Origin of the sequence: Psychromonas sp. (genome assembly GCF_047632955.1) — a bacterium.
Lineage (GTDB): Bacteria > Pseudomonadota > Gammaproteobacteria > Enterobacterales > Psychromonadaceae > Psychromonas.
In genome coordinates this window covers 1-17,334 of the sequence record NZ_JBLIED010000057.1, presented here as the reverse complement: position 1 = coordinate 17,334, position 17,334 = coordinate 1, and the positions used below count along the sequence as shown (strand labels likewise).

The following is a 17,334-nucleotide window of genomic DNA, read 5'->3' as shown; positions in this document are numbered from 1 at the left end:
TGCTTGTTGGCCCTGGTAAGTTCTTTGCATTCCTCAATACTTCATTGTCTTTTTGGTTAAACGCAATGAGCGGTTCGAACTTACTTATCCTGGGTTTCATCCTGGGCTGTATGTCTAACCTTGATATGGGTGGTCCGGTTAACAAAGCCGCTTACCTCTTCTGTATCGGTGCCGGTGCTAACGGTAATACCGAGTTCTACGCAGCCTTTACAGCCGCTAAATGTATTCCGGGTATGTCGCTTGGTATCATGACCTTTGTATTCCCTAAACTGTTCGACGAAGAAGACCGTCTTGCAGGTCCATCTACAGGTATCTTAGGTTTCTGCGGTATCACAGAAGGTGCAATACCTTACGCTGTTAAAGATCCAATCAGTATCATTCCAGCACACATGATTGGTGGTGGTATTGCAGCAGCGCTTATTCTTTCATCTAAAATCCAGATCGGTACCATTGCAGGTGGCGCGGTATTTATGCTGCCGGTTATTAGCGAACCTCTGGCATGGTTGGCATACTTTGTAATCGGTGTCGCAGTGTCAATGACGCTCACCGTCGCGATTAAGATGTTGAGAAAAAGAAAAACAGTTTAAGTATAAACTTACTTAAATCCGAAGATTAAAAAGAGATGTTGAAAGACATCTCTTTTTTGCTTTTAGCTTTTTGATAAAGTAAAAAAATCGGCAGTGCAGCAACTTTCTCAGCGCTTCGATTGCGAGCTTGATGGTCGTGTTTCTTTTCAGCCCAAACTCCGATTTCTTTATTTAGTTTTATCTTGTTTTATCTTGTTTTATTTTGTTGACCAAATTTTTCTTGAAACATTTGGAACAACAAGTGAATCATAAACTTTGCAAGAGTACAGATATGGCCGGTGTTTATATAAGCATCAATATTAAAGAGGCATGAGCAAAGGGATCACTGCTTATTAATGCATTTCCGGTTCGCTTAGAGTAGAGAGGCTCAAAAGATTCCGCAACAAAAAAAAGCTAAATTCTTTTGCCGCGCAGAGGCAATAAAATGGCGAGACACGTCACAGTAAGGTAGGATATCTATATATTTACCAAAATTAAATCAATAAGTTAATTTTTTAAGTCCGTGGATGTCCCTTTTTTTGCGGTGCTGCAAGCGCTTTATTGACAAAGGTTGTAATATTTATATTTTAAGTGTAAATCTTCTGGAAACGTCTATTTAACAGACGTTTTGCATGGCTAATGTCCGCCCCTTATGATACAAATGAACAAGAAGTGATAATACAATTTATTGAAACATAAACATCTATAGCATCATTTATAGAACCTATTTATTACAGTGCATAGTTGTGCACTGATAAAGAGACAAGAGAATCAAGATGGCAAAAATTTCACTGTACCGCCAAATTGCAGATACAATTCGTACAAAAATAAATAGCGGCGATTATAAAGTGGGGGAAGTTATTCCCACTGAAGCTGAACTGCGCGAAGAATTTTCAGTAAGCCGGGTAACTATTCGGCAGGCGCTGAAGTTACTGATTGAAAATGACGAACTGGAAAGTGTTCAGGGTAGCGGTACCTACGTCAAAGAAAACAAAGTCAACTACAACATTTATCAGCAGTCCAGTTTTAAAGAAAAATGGACTCACCTTAATGTCGCCACTCACAGTGATGTTATTATTTTTGAAATTACCAAGCCAAGTATCCTGATGGCTGAAAATCTTAATATTAATGAAAATGACCGTATTTTCTACATTAAACGAGTGCGATATATTGAAGACAATCCGATCACGGTTGAAGAAACGTGGATGCCATTAGCGCTTTTCCCTGATTTAACCTATCAGGTGATGCAAAATTCCAAATATGAGTATATTGAAAAAACCAAAGGCTTAACCATTGACCGCAGCGAACAGGAGATAATACCTATTCTGCCGTCCGCGGAAGTATCAGCATTACTTGGTATCGATCCTAGCCTGCCCATTATTGAGAAGCGTACGCGCAGTTATTTACAGGACAATACGGTTTTTGAATACAGTCGTAACTATTTTAAACCAAGCGATTATAAATTTACCCTCGTTGCCAAAAGACATTAATTTAGTTGCCAAACGCCATTAATTTTCCTGGCAAACTTCATTGCTAAGGATTTTTTTGAGTGAGAATAATTGGGAAGGAAGAGGAACTGCATAACGGGCGAGAAGAAAAGTAAAAAATATGCCGCATCAATCAATGCGGCTATAACAACTTATTTTAACATCTCCAATATTTTCCCCAATGCTTCAATAAAACGCTCAGCTTCTTCAAGGGTATTATACATTGAAAATGAGACTCTTACGGTGCCGATGCAATTAAGCTCTGCCATCAAAGGCATCGCACAATGCGCACCACTGCGTACCGCAATGCCCTGTGCATCTAATAACATTGCAATGTCGCTAGGGTGCTCACCTTGAACCGCAAAACTGAGCGCACCGGATTTAATCCCGCCCGGATTAAAAACGCTTATTGCGGGAATTTCCGATAACGCTTTTTCGGTGTAAGTTAATAATGATTGCTCATGGTCAATCAAATCCTGGCGGTTAAAAGCACGCAGAAAATCAATGGCCGCTCCCAGTCCTATTACACCGGAAATATTGGGGGTACCCGCTTCAAACTTAAAAGGTAATTGATTAAAAGTGCTTTTTTCAAAACTCACGGTTTTAATCATCTCTCCTCCGCCCTGCCAGGGAGGTAAGGCTTCTAACAGATGCTGCTTGCCGTATAAAACACCAACCCCGGTTGGTGCAAATAATTTATGCGCCGAAAAAACATAATAATCACAATCGAGATCTTGGACATCAACGGTTTGATGCCCAACCGCCTGCGCACCGTCAATAATAAACTGAGCGCCAACCTGATGAGCAAGCCGGACCATCTCTTTGATGGGGTTAATAACGCCCAACGCATTGGAGATGTGGGTAACAGAGACAATTTTGGTCTTTTCACTTAATAAACTCTGATAAGCTTCTAAGTCTAAATCATGCTGAGCGGTTAATGGAATTATTTTTAAAACAATACCATGGGATTCCACCAGCATTTGCCAGGGCACGATATTCGCGTGGTGCTCCAGTGCACTGATAATGACTTCATCACCGGTCTGTAAGCCTTTAGATAAGACATTAGCTAATAAATTAAGGCCTTCCGTGGTGCCTTTTGTCCAGATAATTTCTTTGATGCTTTCGGCATTAATGAAGGTTTTTACGGTTTCTCTAACGGCCTCAAATGCGCCCGTCGCGCGCAGGCTCAGGTGATGGCTGGCACGATGCACATTAGCATTATCGTGCAGATAATACGCAGCAACGGCATCCACCATCGCCTGAGGTTTTTGTGTTGTGGCAGCATTATCTAAATAAATCAAAGGATGTTCATTAATCGTTTGATTTAAGATCGGAAAATGTTGACGTATCTGATAAACACAAAAAGAAGAGTTTGGCAAAATTATTCCACCTTTTAATTCCGTAACAAAAAATAGCCATTCGATGACAAGCTCTAATAGTCTTCCGCGCTTTTATTGAAATTGCTGTAATTAGATTTAGTCGTTACGTCCTTCAACCATCAGACGTTTCATTTCCGCAACGGCAGAGGCAAAACCATCAACAACCGCACGGGCAACAATGGCATGTCCGATATTAAGTTCGATAATCTCGGGTAACGCGGCAATAGGTTTAACATTATGATAGTTCAAACCGTGGCCTGCATTGACTTTTAAACCCGCTTGATGGGCATAAGTTGCCGCTTTTGTGACACGCATTAACTCCAACTGCTGAATCTCTTCAGACGGTGCATCGGCATATTTCCCGGTGTGCAGCTCGATATAAGCAGCACCGGTTTTAACTGCGGCATCAATTTGATCCATTTCCGGATCGATAAATAATGATACCTGAATAGAGGCGGCATTTAAGCGGCTTACGGCAGATGCGATTTTAGAAAAGGAAGCAACCACATTTAATCCGCCTTCGGTGGTCAACTCTTGACGTTTTTCCGGTACCAGGCAAACAAAGGAGGGTTTGGTTTTCAGCGCAATCTCAACCATCTCATCGGTCACGGCCATTTCCAGGTTCATCCGTGTCTGCAGCGTTTGTGCAAGCACGGCGACATCACGGTCATTAATATGGCGGCGATCTTCACGCAGATGAACAGTGATACCATCGGCCCCGGAGCATTCGGCAATAGCGGCTAAATGTGCAGGCTCTGGAAAACAAGTACCGCGAGCATTACGTAATGTTGCGATATGATCGATATTAACGCCAAGTAAAATCTTGCTCATTAAAAAATTGTCCTTTTTTTATTTAGCCGTAAAGAGTGCTCGGCTGTGTAAGGGTTTGCCACCTAAAAGATTGGCTAATGCTTGCCGGCAAAATCGTTTTGCGGATTTTAAGACATTCTGATTTGAAAAATCACGCTGTGCGAGTGCAAGTATATCCTGGCCGCTATAAACGTCATGTTTTTTATGAATGGCTTGTTTGGCAAAAAAACCCGCCTGATGCTGGTATTGGTATTCATAGCCGCTTTCAATTAATTCGCCGCTGTAAATATCTTCAGTAAAATTAACCCCGTAACCTAATGTTTCAATGAGGGTCAACTCAAAAAGACGCAATGCTATTTGCGGATCCTCAGCGCCGGCAATGGCTAATAATGTTTGCTGATAACACTCAAATAAACCATCGCAGGCCGTTTCCGCCTGCAATAAACGATACAATAATTCATTGATATACATCGCCAGGAAAAGTCGTTGCCCGGCTAAGGGAACAACCTGAGTTTGCGCTTCAAAGGATTTAACTGTTTTTAAACTGCCGCGACCAAAATAACTGACCTGTAACAGGGTGAAGGGTTGCGCCGTGCCACGCTTCATACGCGTACTGCTGCGTCCGCCTTTATAAACCAGGCTTACTTTGCCAACATCCTGACAGAAAAGGTCAATTAACTGACTGGTTTCCCGATAAGGACGTCTATGTAAGATAAAAGCATTGTGGCACTCAATGGACATTCAATAACCTCAGAAAGCTGAAAGCTGCGGGCTATGAGCTGTCAGCTGTCGGCAGTCAGCCCGAAGCTGACTAACCGTTATAATCATCGCCGTAACCTAAACTGCGCAGGGCGCGATCATCATCGGCCCAACCCGATTTAACTTTGACCCAAATTTCTAGAAAGACTTTTGAATCAAATAATTCTTCCATGTCAATACGCGCTTGTTTGCCTATCGCTTTGAGTTTTTCGCCTTTATTACCGATAACCATGCGTTTTTGGCCTTCACGTTCAACTAAAATCAACGCATTGATATGTAAAATACCATTTGCCTGATGCTTAAACTGCTCAATTTCTACGGTGACAGAATAAGGCAGTTCATCACCTAAAAAGCGCATTAATTTTTCACGGACAATTTCTGAGGCCATAAAGCGAGATGAACGGTCGGTGATGTAGTCTTCAGGGAAATAATGCTCCGATTCCGGCAATATTTCTTTTGCCCAGGTGCGAATTTTTTCTATATTATCACCCTTTTTAGCCGACATAGGTAAAATATGTTTAAAGTTATAACGTTTGCCCAGGGCTTCTAAATGCGGCAGTAATAACTCTTTGTCTTCGACGTTATCAATTTTATTAACCGCTAAAATAACCGGACATGTCAGGTACTTAAATTTACTCAGTACCATTTCATCATCTTCATTCCAGTTGGTGCCTTCAACAACAAAAATAACCATTTCAACATCATTGATTGAACTTGATGCGGCGCGGTTCATTAAGCGGTTAATCGCACGTTTCTCTTCGATATGAAGGCCCGGCGTATCAACAAAGATGGTTTGGTAATCACCTTCGGTATCGATACCTAAAATGCGGTGACGGGTAGTTTGCGCTTTACGCGATGTGATACTTACTTTTTGCCCTAACAGGGCATTAATAAGGGTTGATTTACCGACATTAGGACGACCCACTATTGCCACTAATCCACATTTTTGAGTCATTATTTTGCTCCTAATAAAGAATCTAACATTTTATTCGCCGCTATCTGTTCTGCTTTACGACGACTGGTGCCCTGGCCTTGTACTGATTTCAGGCCGTTGATCGAACAGCTCATGGTAAAACGCTGATTATGCGCTTCCCCTTTGATTTCCAGCACTTCATAAATTGGCAAAGGCTGTTTACGAGACTGCAAATGCTCCTGCAGACGGGTTTTAGGATCCTTTTGGCTAATACCGGGTTCAATGGTATTTAAACGACTGTCAAACCATTTTAAAATGAGTCTTTTAGCGTTATCAATATCGGAATCTAAAAATGCAGCACCGATAATCGCTTCTACACCATCGGCGATAATCGAATCACGTCGAAAACCACCGCTTTTTAATTCGCCAGGTCCTAAAATCAAACAATCACCGAGTTGAAATTCTCGTCCGATTTCAGCGAGCATTTTTCCGCAAACCAAGGTTGCCCGCATGCGGCTTAGGTCACCTTCATCGACTTTTGGAAAGCGCGCATAAAGATCCGTTGAAATAGCATAACTGAGAATAGAGTCACCTAAAAACTCCAGACGTTCATTATGATTACCCAATGCACTGCGATGGGTTAACGCCTGTTGAAACAGTGAAAAATCCGAAAATTTATAACCAATACGTTTTTCTAAACGTTTCAATTCAGCATCTTTAATAATCATTGTATGCCACCGATTCGGTTAAAACGAACACCACTTGGAATCCAAGCAGGTAGAATACTGCTGCTGTCACGGTAAAATTCAAAACTAATCCAAATTGCGACGGCTTTACCGACTAAGTTTTGCTCCGGCACAAATCCCCAGTAACGGCTGTCTTTGCTGTTATCTCGGTTATCACCCATCATAAAATAATGCCCCTTCGGTACTATCCACTCATAGGCGACAGTCCCGGGCTGCTGGTAATAACGGGAAGGTTGATCGCTGCGCATCGGATTAATCAGGATACGGTGTGCTACTTCGCCTAACATTTCGTTGTAAACCTGCACTTTATTTGCTTCTTCTGGAAATTCCTGCTCACCGATATAGCTCATATCCAACGCTTTGTATGAAGCACAGGGCTCGCTTTCGCATAAATAGACCTTTTTATCTTTATATACAATATGATCCCCAGGTAAGCCGACAACACGTTTAATAAAATCAACGCGAATATCTTCAGGGTATTTAAAGACGGCCACATCACCGCGTTTTACCTTACCCATGGGAATTAAGGTATTTTGCCATATCGGCTCTTTGACACCGTAGGAAAATTTTTCCACCAGAATAAAATCACCCACTAAAAGCGTCGGCATCATGGATCCCGATGGTATTTGAAAGGGCTCATAAATAAACGAACGCAGTATGAAAACCACGGCGATCACCGGAAAAAGTGAACGGGCATTTTCAACCAGCACATTTTCCTGATGAATGGTCGCCAGCACCTCTTCTTCAAGTTCAACGGAGGCTTTATCCTGTGCGGCCTTGCGAGCGGCACGCCGTGCAGGTCCCCATTTGATTTTGTCAATAACCCAGATAATACCGGTTACAAAGGTTGCAATAACTAAAATAAGTGCAAATGTGTTGGCCATGTTAATTCCTATAATAATTGTTATGTCGAAATCACATTATTTAAGCGGACATAATTGAATTGCATACTTCAATATCGGTTTAACTAATATGACTAGTAAGTAAATCGTAGTGTTAGCAACGATTGGCTATTTAAAAAAAACAAAAATGCGCAGGTTAAAAACCGGCGCATTGTACTTTTATTGCCCTGTTGAAAAATGCAATTATTTGTCTTTACCTATGTGCAGAACAGCCAGAAAGGCTTCCTGCGGTATATCTACGTTACCCACAGATTTCATGCGCTTTTTACCCTCTTTTTGCTTTTTCAATAATTTTTTCTTACGACTGATATCACCACCGTAACATTTTGCCAATACATTTTTAGTCAACTGTTTAACCGTTGAACGGGCAATAATCTTACTTCCAATCGCAGCTTGTAATGCAATATTGAACATTTGACGAGGAATGAGCTCTTTCATTTTATCGACCAGATCACGGCCGTAGTTTTCAGAGTTTGCACGATGCGTAATTAACGCTAGCGCATCAACACGATCGCCGTTGATTAAGACATCAACACGAACCATATCTGAAGCTTCAAACTTAATAAAATTATACTCAAGGGATGCATAACCGCGACTGGTTGACTTCAAACGGTCAAAAAAGTCCATTACAACTTCGCCCATGGGAATATTATAAGTTAACGCCACCTGCTTACCGTGATACACCATTTTAGTCTGCACACCCCGTTTAAGGATACACAGGGTGATAACATTACCCAGGTATTCCTGCGGCACTAAAATATTACATTCCGCAATCGGCTCACGAATCTCGGCAATATCATTAACCGCCGGGAACTTAGCGGGGCTATCAATGTGCGATATCTCACCGCGGATTGTTTCAACTTCATAAACAACCGTTGGCGCAGTGGTAATAAGATCCAGGTCGTATTCACGCTCCAAACGTTCCTGAATGATTTCCATGTGCAGTAAACCGAGGAAACCACAACGGAAACCAAAACCTAACGCCGAGGAGTTTTCCGGTTCATAAAAGAGTGAAGCATCATTAATACTTAACTTCGCTAATGCATCGCGAAAGTTTTCGTAATCATCGGTACTGACCGGAAATAGCCCTGCATAAACCTGAGGTTTAGCACGTTTAAAACCGGGTAATGCGCTCGCGGCCTCATGGCCTGAAATGGTTAAAGTATCACCGACGGGGGCACCTAAAATATCTTTAATCCCGGCAATAATATAACCCACTTCACCCGCTTTTAGAATGCCGGTTTCTTTTTGTTTTGGTGTAAAGTAACCCACTTTAGCAACCGGATTAACCTGACCCGTAGACATCACTTTCATGCGATCGCCCACTTTAATCTGTCCATGCATAACACGTACTAATGAAACAACACCCTGATAGTTATCAAACCATGAGTCGATGATCAATGCCTGCAGCGGCCCGTTTAAATCACCCTCAGGAGGCGGAATACAACGAACAATTTCTTCCAGAACCAGATCAATGCCGACGCCGGTTTTTGCAGAACAACGCACCGCATCTGCCGCATCAATACCAATAATATCTTCAATCTCTTCTGCCACACGCTCAGGATCCGCGGCGGGTAGATCGATTTTATTTAAAATCGGCACCACTTCTAAATTCATTTCCATTGCGGTATAACAGTTAGCCAATGTTTGCGCTTCAACACCCTGCCCCGCATCAACCACCAATAAAGCCCCTTCACAGGCGGCTAATGAGCGCGATACTTCATAGGAGAAATCAACGTGTCCGGGAGTGTCGATAAAGTTAAGCTGATAGGTTTGACCGTCTTTTGCATGGTAATCTAAGGTCACGCTTTGCGCTTTGATGGTAATACCACGTTCGCGCTCAATATCCATTGAATCTAACACTTGAGACGCCATTTCCCGGTCACTTAAGCCGCCACAGGTACTGATTAAACGATCTGAAAGAGTCGACTTACCGTGGTCGATATGGGCGATGATCGAAAAGTTACGAATATTTTTCATGAAGCCTTAAATACCTCTTTAGTTGCATGCTAGCTGTTTCGCTCATGCCGTGCTTAGCGCGACAACATCTAAAAATACGCTAATCCGCATTGATAAGTCGTTTGGCTATATATTGCCGTGCATTCTATCGAATTTATCCTACAATCGCTATCTTTATAGCACCCTGCCGGGCAACGAAAAAAAAACCTATTATTGACATTAACAATAGCCAAGAAAATGAGCCGTTTTAAAAACTGACGGCGCGATTAATCGACCCTTCCACTCAGTTTAAGCTTTGCTTTTAAAGCCGTTCAGCGCCTTATAATAGTCTTAGTCTGTTCCTGAAAAAGGCACTTTAAGATAAAAAATGTTTTGAGCTGTTAATGAACAACATATTGTTTTTAGACAATATAATCAGTCTTTAACTGCCAGTAGGTCATTGCCAGCGTGTTCCATTTCACAAAACGGCACTACAGTTATCAAATTAAAATCTAATATTGTTAAAGAATTAACTTAATTGTTAAATTTAGCTTACAATGTGATTGCTTTTTTAAGGATGGTTGCGGGCCGAAAATAAAGCATTTTCGTCAGGTCAACAACATCAAAAAAAGTTTACCAATCAAACTAAGTGATACCGGCTACGCGCTTCTGTGAACAATCCAATTTAGATGTGCGGCTATGATCAACTAAGCGGATCTTAAATCGGAGCGCAATTTTTGATAAGCTACAACTTAATTTAAACAATTGGTATATACATACTCATTATTTTTTCTATTTATCTTTGAGGTTATTTTATTATGAAATCAAACACATCCGTGTTGCTTTCGATCGTCATTGCGATTGTTGGTTTTGCTGTGATTAAACTATCCGGGTTAACCATTGACGGCGCATTTTTATTCGCAATTGGCGCATTAGCCAGCGGAATAGCGGTTCAATTTATCGGAACAAAAAAATCAGTTAGTCCCAAAAAAGAGGTAAGTGAAGCTGATTTTACCACCACCACTCTTTACGTCGGTAACTTACCTTACCGGGCAAATGAAATGGCGATACGGTCTCTTTTTTCTGAGCATGGTCAGGTTATTTCAGTACGTCTAATGAAAGACAAACACACCGGCAAACGTCGCGGTTTTGGTTTTGTGGAAATGCCTGAAAAAGATGCTAAAAATGCAATTAACGCATTGAATGAATTTGAGTTTCAGGAACGTTCTTTAAAAGTTCGCGAAGCAAATGAACGTACTCCTCAAGCAGAACCTACACCAGAATCAGATCAATCTCTTTAATTTCAAATTAAACTAAAGTAAAATTCAAAACGCTCTTCGGAGCGTTTTTTTTAAGTCTTTTTGCCGCTACCGATAATAATAGATGTACTTGTGAGCTGGACTGATTCCCCGAATGCCCGGATAAATCCCCTTGGTTGTTAGCAGTAATCCGCATTCTGTCCGGAATTCCCTCATTGCTTGTCTTGCTGAGTCCCGCACCTTCAAGTAATTTAGGTGCACACACCACTTTTAGATTGAGGAGTTAGATATGCATTTAGACAGCAGTGTCTTAATTGTGATATTTGTGATTTTATCTTTACTGTTTGGTGCGTTGATAAAATCCGTTTCCAAAACACTCAGCTCCCCCTACTGCGTTATTTTACTGCTGGCAGGTTTAAGCCTTGGTTTCTTTGGACGTACAGCACAGATACAGGCCAATTTTCCGGGGTTAAAGAGTGCCCTCACAAATTTGGCAGAGGTTGATCCGCACCTTATCCTGCTGTTATTTTTACCCACGCTGATTTTTGAATCCGCATTTTCCATGGATCCCCATCTGTTTAAGCGTATCAGCAAGCAGATTATGGTCTTAGCCGTTCCCGGGTTGATTCTCTCCACCCTGCTAACGGCGGTTTTCACTTTCTATCTTTTCCCCTGGCAATGGTCATGGACGGTGTGCTTTTTATTTGGCGCTCTGATCAGTGCCACGGATCCCGTTGCCGTTGTCTCGCTGTTAAAAGAAATCAGTTCACGTAAACGCTTGGAAACTCTAATTGAAGGAGAATCATTATTAAACGACGGCACCGCCATTGTATTTTTCAGCCTGTTTTATGGCTTATTAACCTCAGGAGGGCAAGCTAATTTGAATATTATGGCAATATCCGGCAGTTTTATCTCGGTGGTATTGTTAGGCTTGCTTATCGGTCTGGCGGTTGGTGCGGTGTTTTTATTTTGGATCGGGCGTTTATTTAATCAGGCAATCATTGAAATCACCCTCACTATTTCAGCCGCTTATATTGCCTATTTTATTGCCGAAAATATATTTGATGTTTCCGGTGTTGTGGCGGTGGTGAGCCTGGGGTTGCTGGTTGCCAGCGTAGGCCGCACGCGAATTTCACCTGAAGTCACGGTTTTTTTACATCACTTTTGGCAAATGATGGCACATATTGCTAATACCCTTATTTTTATTTTAGTCGGTATTATTATCGCCTCGCGCATTCGTTTGGACAACTGGGAGTGGTGGGCCACTTTAGCGGGTTTATACCTTGGCATTCAAATTATACGCGCGCTGATGGTGTTTACTTTTATGCCGATCTTAAAAGACGCAGGTATTAATAAAAACAAAGCAATCGTTGTTATCTGGGGGGGTCTGCGCGGCGCGGTCTCTTTAGCCTTGGCACTGATCATTGCTCAGGATAATTTTTTAGCCAAGGAACTGGGAGATCAAATTTTATTTTTAACCGCGGGTATTGTGGTATTAACCATCGTCATTAACGCCAGCAGCATGAGCCTGTTATTGCGCTATTTTGGGTTAGATAAATTATCCGAAGCGAAACAGGCCAGTCTGATAAAAGCGCAGCAGAGCATTCAACAACATTTAGCAAATGACTTGGTATTATTGCAGCAACACGAATTTTTGCAGCGCGCCGACTGGAAAAGCTTAAGCAAACCACGCAATGATGCTCAACCCGTCAGTCCGCTGCTGGAAGCCGATTTTCTGGTCGCTTTCAGGCGCCGTTTATTAGAAACTGAAAGACAATTTTACTGGTCACAATTCAGCCAGGGATCCTTAACCGCACAGGCAACCAAACACTTGGTCACGGCGGTTGAATTTGCCTTAGACGGTAACGCAGAAATTTCGCCACGTAAGACACTTTTTGATTCCTGGAAAACCCCCGCTTATATACGATGGTTTTATCACATTCCCTTTGTAAATTATCTTGTTGTGGACCTTTCATTTGAACGCTTATCACTCAGTTATGATACTGCCCGCGGTTTTATTCAAGGCCAGGAAGAGATACAAAAACATCTCCAGTCACTGTCGCCTTCGGAGCAGGACAGGCAAGTAGTGGAGCAGGAGATTGAGAACAATAAAAAACAGACTCGTTTATATATTGAAAAGATTAGAGATAATTTCCCGGAACTCTCCTACAGTCTGGAAACCTATGCAGCACATAGGTTGCTGCTACATTTAGAGCGTGTTTATCTGAATGATTTAATCAACCAGGGAGTATTTAACGACAGTGAAGCTAAAAAACTGACCAGGGAGATAGAGTATAAAATAATACACCTGACGCAACCACCGCATCACATCAGTCCCAAAGAAATCAGTAAACAGTTAGCATTAATGCCATGGGCAAAAGGCGTTAAAGAAAAAAGTATGTTTCTCCTCAGTCACTTGGCAATACGACAAATTTATAGTAATGATGAGCTAATTTTCCGTCAAAATAAAAATGCGAGCGCTATCGCATTGCTTTTACACGGCAAGGTGGTATTAATTAGCAGTACCCATGAAGAGATTGTTGAAACAGGCGCTATTATTGGTGTGTATGCTCTTTTAAGCAATCGCTTTAATATCAGCGCAAAGGCAATTACCCCGGTGGAGCTTATCTGGTTGAATATCGAACCATTAAAAAAAATCATTGCAAAAGATAAACAACTTGGGGAAATGTTTGCCAGCCACCTGGAGCACGAAAGCCACCGGGGCTAAAAACACTTACCCCCTTGCACAGACCACAATGAATCGCTCTGCAAGGGAATAAGATAGATTGATCAAAACGAGTTAAGCGATGGCCTGCTGAACTAATGGCAGTAAAGATGCGGGTAAGGTTATCTTACCCTCCACGACAAATTGATGCGCCTCCTCTGACATTTTGTTCCAGGTTTTACTGATGATACTGATCCATTTTTCCTGCGGATATTCAGGATGTTTTTCGGCAAAATTTAACATGTAAAACTCTAAAAAAACCAAACTTGCAACATCCTCAAGCAACTGGCTGTCGGGATTCATTTTAATGGATTTTTTACCCACGGCATTTTTGACTCTATCACGCGCCATTTCATCATAACCGGCTTCTGCCATCAGGGTTGCAACACTTTCAGCATGAAAAGTATAAAGATTTGTTCGCCACTGGTGATACCCCTGTTTACCCAGAGGATAATCACTGCGTAATGATTTCCAGCGCTGAATATGTTGCCCATGAACGGCAATTTTTAAAAGCTCATCGGCGCCGGGTTTAAAACGAGCAAGCATCTTCGACATACGCAGCGAATAAAGATGCTCCTTTGGCCATTCTTTATTATCAGCACTTTCCTTGTTTGGATCTTCACAGTTTACAGCATCGATTAAAGAGATGACCTGCTCAAAATTTTGTTGACTCATAATATTAGCTCCGAAGTGAGTGTGCGGACACTCAGAATTAGTAAAATTGATTTAAGACGCTATTTATTAGCTTGAAGAATAACTGACTATCGACCTTGATGGCCAGTTATAAATAATCTCAAGTTGCAGTGTTAATTTTCCACAACTTGCTGATATATTACGTCATTTTGCAACCTTTATTGCGCTAAAGAAATAATAAATGCAAATTCTCTGGCAGTATCCTCAAAATGTTTAAAGCGCCCTGACTTACCACCATGCCCGGCTTCCATGTCCGTATATAACAATAATTGCTTATGATCGGTCTTTAAGGCGCGCAATTTAGCCACCCACTTGGCAGGCTCCCAATATTGCACCTGCGAGTCATGCAGACCGGTGGTCACCAACATATTAGGGTAGTCGACGGCTTTAACCTGATCGTAGGGGCTGTAGGAAAGCATATAATGATAATAATTTTTGTTATTCGGATTACCCCACTCATCATATTCTCCCGTGGTAAGCGGAATAGATTCATCCAACATGGTGGAGACGATGTCCACAAAGGGCACCGCAGCGACCATGCCTTGATATAATTCCGGTGCCTGATTAACGACTGCGCCAATCAATAATCCGCCGGCGCTGCCGCCCATCGCAAAGACCTGCTCTTTTGCCGCGTAGCCGGATTCTATCAAGCTCTTCGTTACATCAATAAAATCATTAAAAGTATTTTGTTTGTTGAGCAACTTGCCCAGCTCATACCAAGAACGTCCCAACTCTTCTCCACCTCGAACATGGGCAACGGCATACACAAAACCGCGATCCAAAAGGCTTAAATTTGAAGAATCAAAACCAATATCTAAACTATGCCCGTAGGAGCCGTAGGCATAAATCAGTATTGGATTTTTATGGTTAAACAAGTTTTTACGATAAACCAAAGAAACCGGCACCTGCACACCATCACGGGCCGTTACCCAAACACGTTCACTTTTATAATCACCACTTTCAAACTCGCCCATTACCTGGCTTTGTTTTAATAAAACCGTTTCACCGCTGTTTAAATCCAATTCATAAACCGATGAGGGCGTGGTAAAGGAGGTATATTGATAGCGAAATTTAGCCGTATTTGCTTCGGGATTATAATGACTGAAAACCGTATAAACAGGATCACTGAAGGTTAAGGTTTTGGATTCACCGCTTTGATGATTAATTTGACGTAATATGGGTAAACCATCCTGGCGCTCTTCAACAATTAACCATTCCCGCATCAATTCATAACCTTCCAGCAACACATCGTTACGCGCCTCAATAAGCGTGTTCCAGGCATCTGTGCTGTGGTTGATTGCTGAGGTGGTGGTTTTTAAAGCAAAGTTTTTACCGCTGTTATTGGTGCGAATATAAAACTGCCCCTGGAAATGATCAATACTGTATTCATGGCCGCGTGAGCGCGGTAAAAATGAGACAAACTCTCCCATAGGCTGATCGGCATTCAGGACTAAACATTCTGAGGTAGTGGTACTGTCAATTTCAATGACCAGATACTGCTCTGAACGTGTTTTATCAATACTCACGTAAAAGGTATCATCCAGCTCTTCATAAACTAATACGTCATCGTTTACCTTTGCGCCTAATTGATGACGGTAGACCTGATAGGGTAATAAGGTTTCCGGATGCTGCTTAACATAATAAACGGTTTGATTATCGTTTGCCCAGACCACATCAGAAACATTCTCAATAAGATCATTAAGCAGCTCACCTGTCTTAAGATTTTTAAAACGCAGAGTATATTGACGGCGACCGACGACATCTTCTGAAAATGCCATCAACATAGAATTACTTGAGAGGCTTAAATCACCCAATTGGTAATACATAAGTCCCTGCGCACGCTCATTGCAGTCTATCAGACTCTGCTCCGGGGCCTCCATCGAGCCTTTTCTGCGGCTGTGCAGCGGATAATCTTTGCCTTGATCATAGCGCGAAGTATACCAAAATCCCTTTTTAAAATAGGGAACGGACTGCAGCTCAGGCTCCTGCCGCGCCACCATCTCGTCATACAACTTGGCCTGCAGATCGGCTAGAGGGCTCATCTCCTGTTCGGTAAAGGCATTTTCCTGCTGCAAATAATCGATGATCTCAGGATCCTTGCGATCATCATCACGCAACCAAAAATAATCATCTTTACGTAAATCACCATGAATTTCATGAATGTGGGTTTTCTTTAGTGCTTGGGGTGCGGACAGTTTAGGTTTTAAATTCATGATCTTCTCTGCTTGTTAAAAGTGTAAGGATCTTAGCATTGAGAGGAGTTCGGGGAAAGGTTGCTATTCGAATCCGCTAGTGATTCCGCTTATCGAGTGAAGGATTATAAAAAACTGCAGGCAGATCATAAATGTCACTATTCCAGGCACAAGACTGATGATATAGTTATTATAAATCAAGGTCTTCTACCATCGAAGAGACGCTCAGATAAAAAATGAACAACTATTACCGGCAATCTTCAGATTGTTTTTCCCGATTAATTTTCTTTTCTTTAAAAAATCATTACAGGCGCTTAAATGGATTATTTATTAGTTAAACATCTGCATGTTGGAATGGCCTACCTGAGTATCAGCCTGTTTATTTTACGCTCAGCTTTATCGGTAACAGAATCTGCCTTATTGCAGCATAAACTGGTAAAAATATTACCGCATCTGGTTGATACTTTTTTACTGCTCTTTGCGGTTTTATTAATGATAACTATCAAGCAGTATCCCTTTGTTGATGCCTGGCTAACGGCTAAACTAATCGCGCTGCTTTTTTATATCGGGATAGGTACTATTGCTATTAAGCGAGGAAAAACGGCAGTGATTCGCTTATGGGCGAGTATCATTGCCGTACTTATATTTACTTATATTCTAGGCGTTGCAAAAACACACCAGGTGCTCTCCTGGTTAGCTGTCATATAAGATGATAAAACAGCTATACCCTCGGCCTCTCAGCAGCGATAACAATCGGTGCCTGATCAAGCCAAATTAAAATAGTTTTTTAGCAAAATCCATGGCACCGGCCGCACCACCGAGCATATCCAGTACACCACCTGAGCTGCTTTGATCGACAAGCTTTGGTAATATGCTACTTAATCCCTGAGCGGCACTTTCCTGATCAAGACCAAGATTTCCAGCAAATTCTGAAAGTTTGTCACCTCCAAAAACTTCCTTTAATT

General features: G+C 41.8%; 13 protein-coding genes and 2 pseudogenes. 5 read left to right on the top strand and 10 right to left on the bottom strand.

The genetic code is table 11. From position 1 onward, the window contains the following. A pseudogene (locus ACJAZP_RS18605) lies at positions 1-587 on the top strand (hypothetical protein); the annotation flags it as partial. A 755-nt stretch (positions 588-1,342) separates the two neighbouring features. Continuing rightward, positions 1,343-2,056, top strand: a complete 714-nt coding sequence (locus ACJAZP_RS18600; protein ID WP_415232246.1) for a GntR family transcriptional regulator — start codon at positions 1,343-1,345, stop codon at positions 2,054-2,056. A 149-nt stretch (positions 2,057-2,205) separates the two neighbouring features. Here ACJAZP_RS18600 and ACJAZP_RS18595 read toward each other — a convergent pair whose 3' ends face one another. The 7 genes from ACJAZP_RS18595 to lepA all read right to left on the bottom strand — a co-directional run bounded on the left by ACJAZP_RS18595 (position 2,206) and on the right by lepA (position 9,542). After that, complete coding sequence (locus tag ACJAZP_RS18595) at positions 2,206-3,432, bottom strand: aminotransferase class V-fold PLP-dependent enzyme (protein WP_415232245.1); 1,227 nt, start codon at positions 3,430-3,432, stop codon at positions 2,206-2,208. A 96-nt stretch (positions 3,433-3,528) separates the two neighbouring features. Then, positions 3,529-4,263, bottom strand: coding sequence for a pyridoxine 5'-phosphate synthase (gene pdxJ / locus ACJAZP_RS18590; protein ID WP_415232244.1), 735 nt, complete (start codon positions 4,261-4,263; stop codon positions 3,529-3,531). A gap of 18 nt (positions 4,264-4,281) precedes the next feature. Continuing rightward, positions 4,282-4,983, bottom strand: a complete 702-nt coding sequence (recO, locus tag ACJAZP_RS18585) for a DNA repair protein RecO (RefSeq protein ID WP_415232243.1) — start codon at positions 4,981-4,983, stop codon at positions 4,282-4,284. A gap of 70 nt (positions 4,984-5,053) precedes the next feature. After that, positions 5,054-5,956, bottom strand: a complete 903-nt coding sequence (era, locus tag ACJAZP_RS18580; protein WP_415232242.1) for a GTPase Era — start codon at positions 5,954-5,956, stop codon at positions 5,054-5,056. Next, on the bottom strand, positions 5,956-6,642 hold the full coding sequence (gene rnc, locus ACJAZP_RS18575) for a ribonuclease III (RefSeq protein ID WP_415232241.1): 687 nt from the start codon (positions 6,640-6,642) through the stop codon (positions 5,956-5,958). Before rnc ends, era begins: the two co-directional genes overlap by 1 nt. Beyond that, complete coding sequence (gene lepB / locus ACJAZP_RS18570; RefSeq protein ID WP_415232240.1) at positions 6,639-7,544, bottom strand: signal peptidase I; 906 nt, start codon at positions 7,542-7,544, stop codon at positions 6,639-6,641. The genes rnc and lepB overlap by 4 nt, the downstream gene beginning before the upstream one ends. A 201-nt stretch (positions 7,545-7,745) precedes the next feature. Continuing rightward, entirely contained in the window at positions 7,746-9,542 is a 1,797-nt protein-coding gene (gene lepA, locus ACJAZP_RS18565; RefSeq protein ID WP_415232239.1) for a translation elongation factor 4, read from the bottom strand. A 776-nt stretch (positions 9,543-10,318) separates the two neighbouring features. On the opposite strand from lepA, the gene ACJAZP_RS18560 reads away from it, so the two are divergent. Together ACJAZP_RS18560 and ACJAZP_RS18555 are read left to right on the top strand one after the other, a co-directional pair. After that, complete coding sequence (locus tag ACJAZP_RS18560) at positions 10,319-10,801, top strand: RNA recognition motif domain-containing protein (protein WP_415232238.1); 483 nt, start codon at positions 10,319-10,321, stop codon at positions 10,799-10,801. Between the two features lie 247 nt (positions 10,802-11,048). Then, complete coding sequence (locus ACJAZP_RS18555; protein WP_415232237.1) at positions 11,049-13,487, top strand: cation:proton antiporter; 2,439 nt, start codon at positions 11,049-11,051, stop codon at positions 13,485-13,487. 72 nt (positions 13,488-13,559) lie between these two features. Here ACJAZP_RS18555 and ACJAZP_RS18550 read toward each other — a convergent pair whose 3' ends face one another. Both ACJAZP_RS18550 and ACJAZP_RS18545 read right to left on the bottom strand, forming a co-directional pair. Continuing rightward, positions 13,560-14,159: a DUF4202 domain-containing protein gene (locus tag ACJAZP_RS18550; RefSeq protein ID WP_415232236.1), complete on the bottom strand. Its 600-nt coding sequence runs from the start codon at positions 14,157-14,159 to the stop codon at positions 13,560-13,562. Positions 14,160-14,335: 176 nt separating this feature from the next. After that, positions 14,336-16,390, bottom strand: coding sequence for a S9 family peptidase (locus ACJAZP_RS18545; protein ID WP_415232235.1), 2,055 nt, complete (start codon positions 16,388-16,390; stop codon positions 14,336-14,338). Positions 16,391-16,687: 297 nt separating this feature from the next. Between ACJAZP_RS18545 and ACJAZP_RS18540 the strand changes: the two genes are divergently transcribed. Beyond that, positions 16,688-17,077 (top strand): SirB2 family protein, encoded by a 390-nt coding sequence (locus tag ACJAZP_RS18540; protein WP_415232234.1) that lies wholly within the window; start codon positions 16,688-16,690, stop codon positions 17,075-17,077. A gap of 66 nt (positions 17,078-17,143) precedes the next feature. Here the strand turns inward: ACJAZP_RS18540 and ACJAZP_RS18535 are convergent. After that, positions 17,144-17,334: pseudogene (locus ACJAZP_RS18535) on the bottom strand (hypothetical protein); the annotation flags it as partial.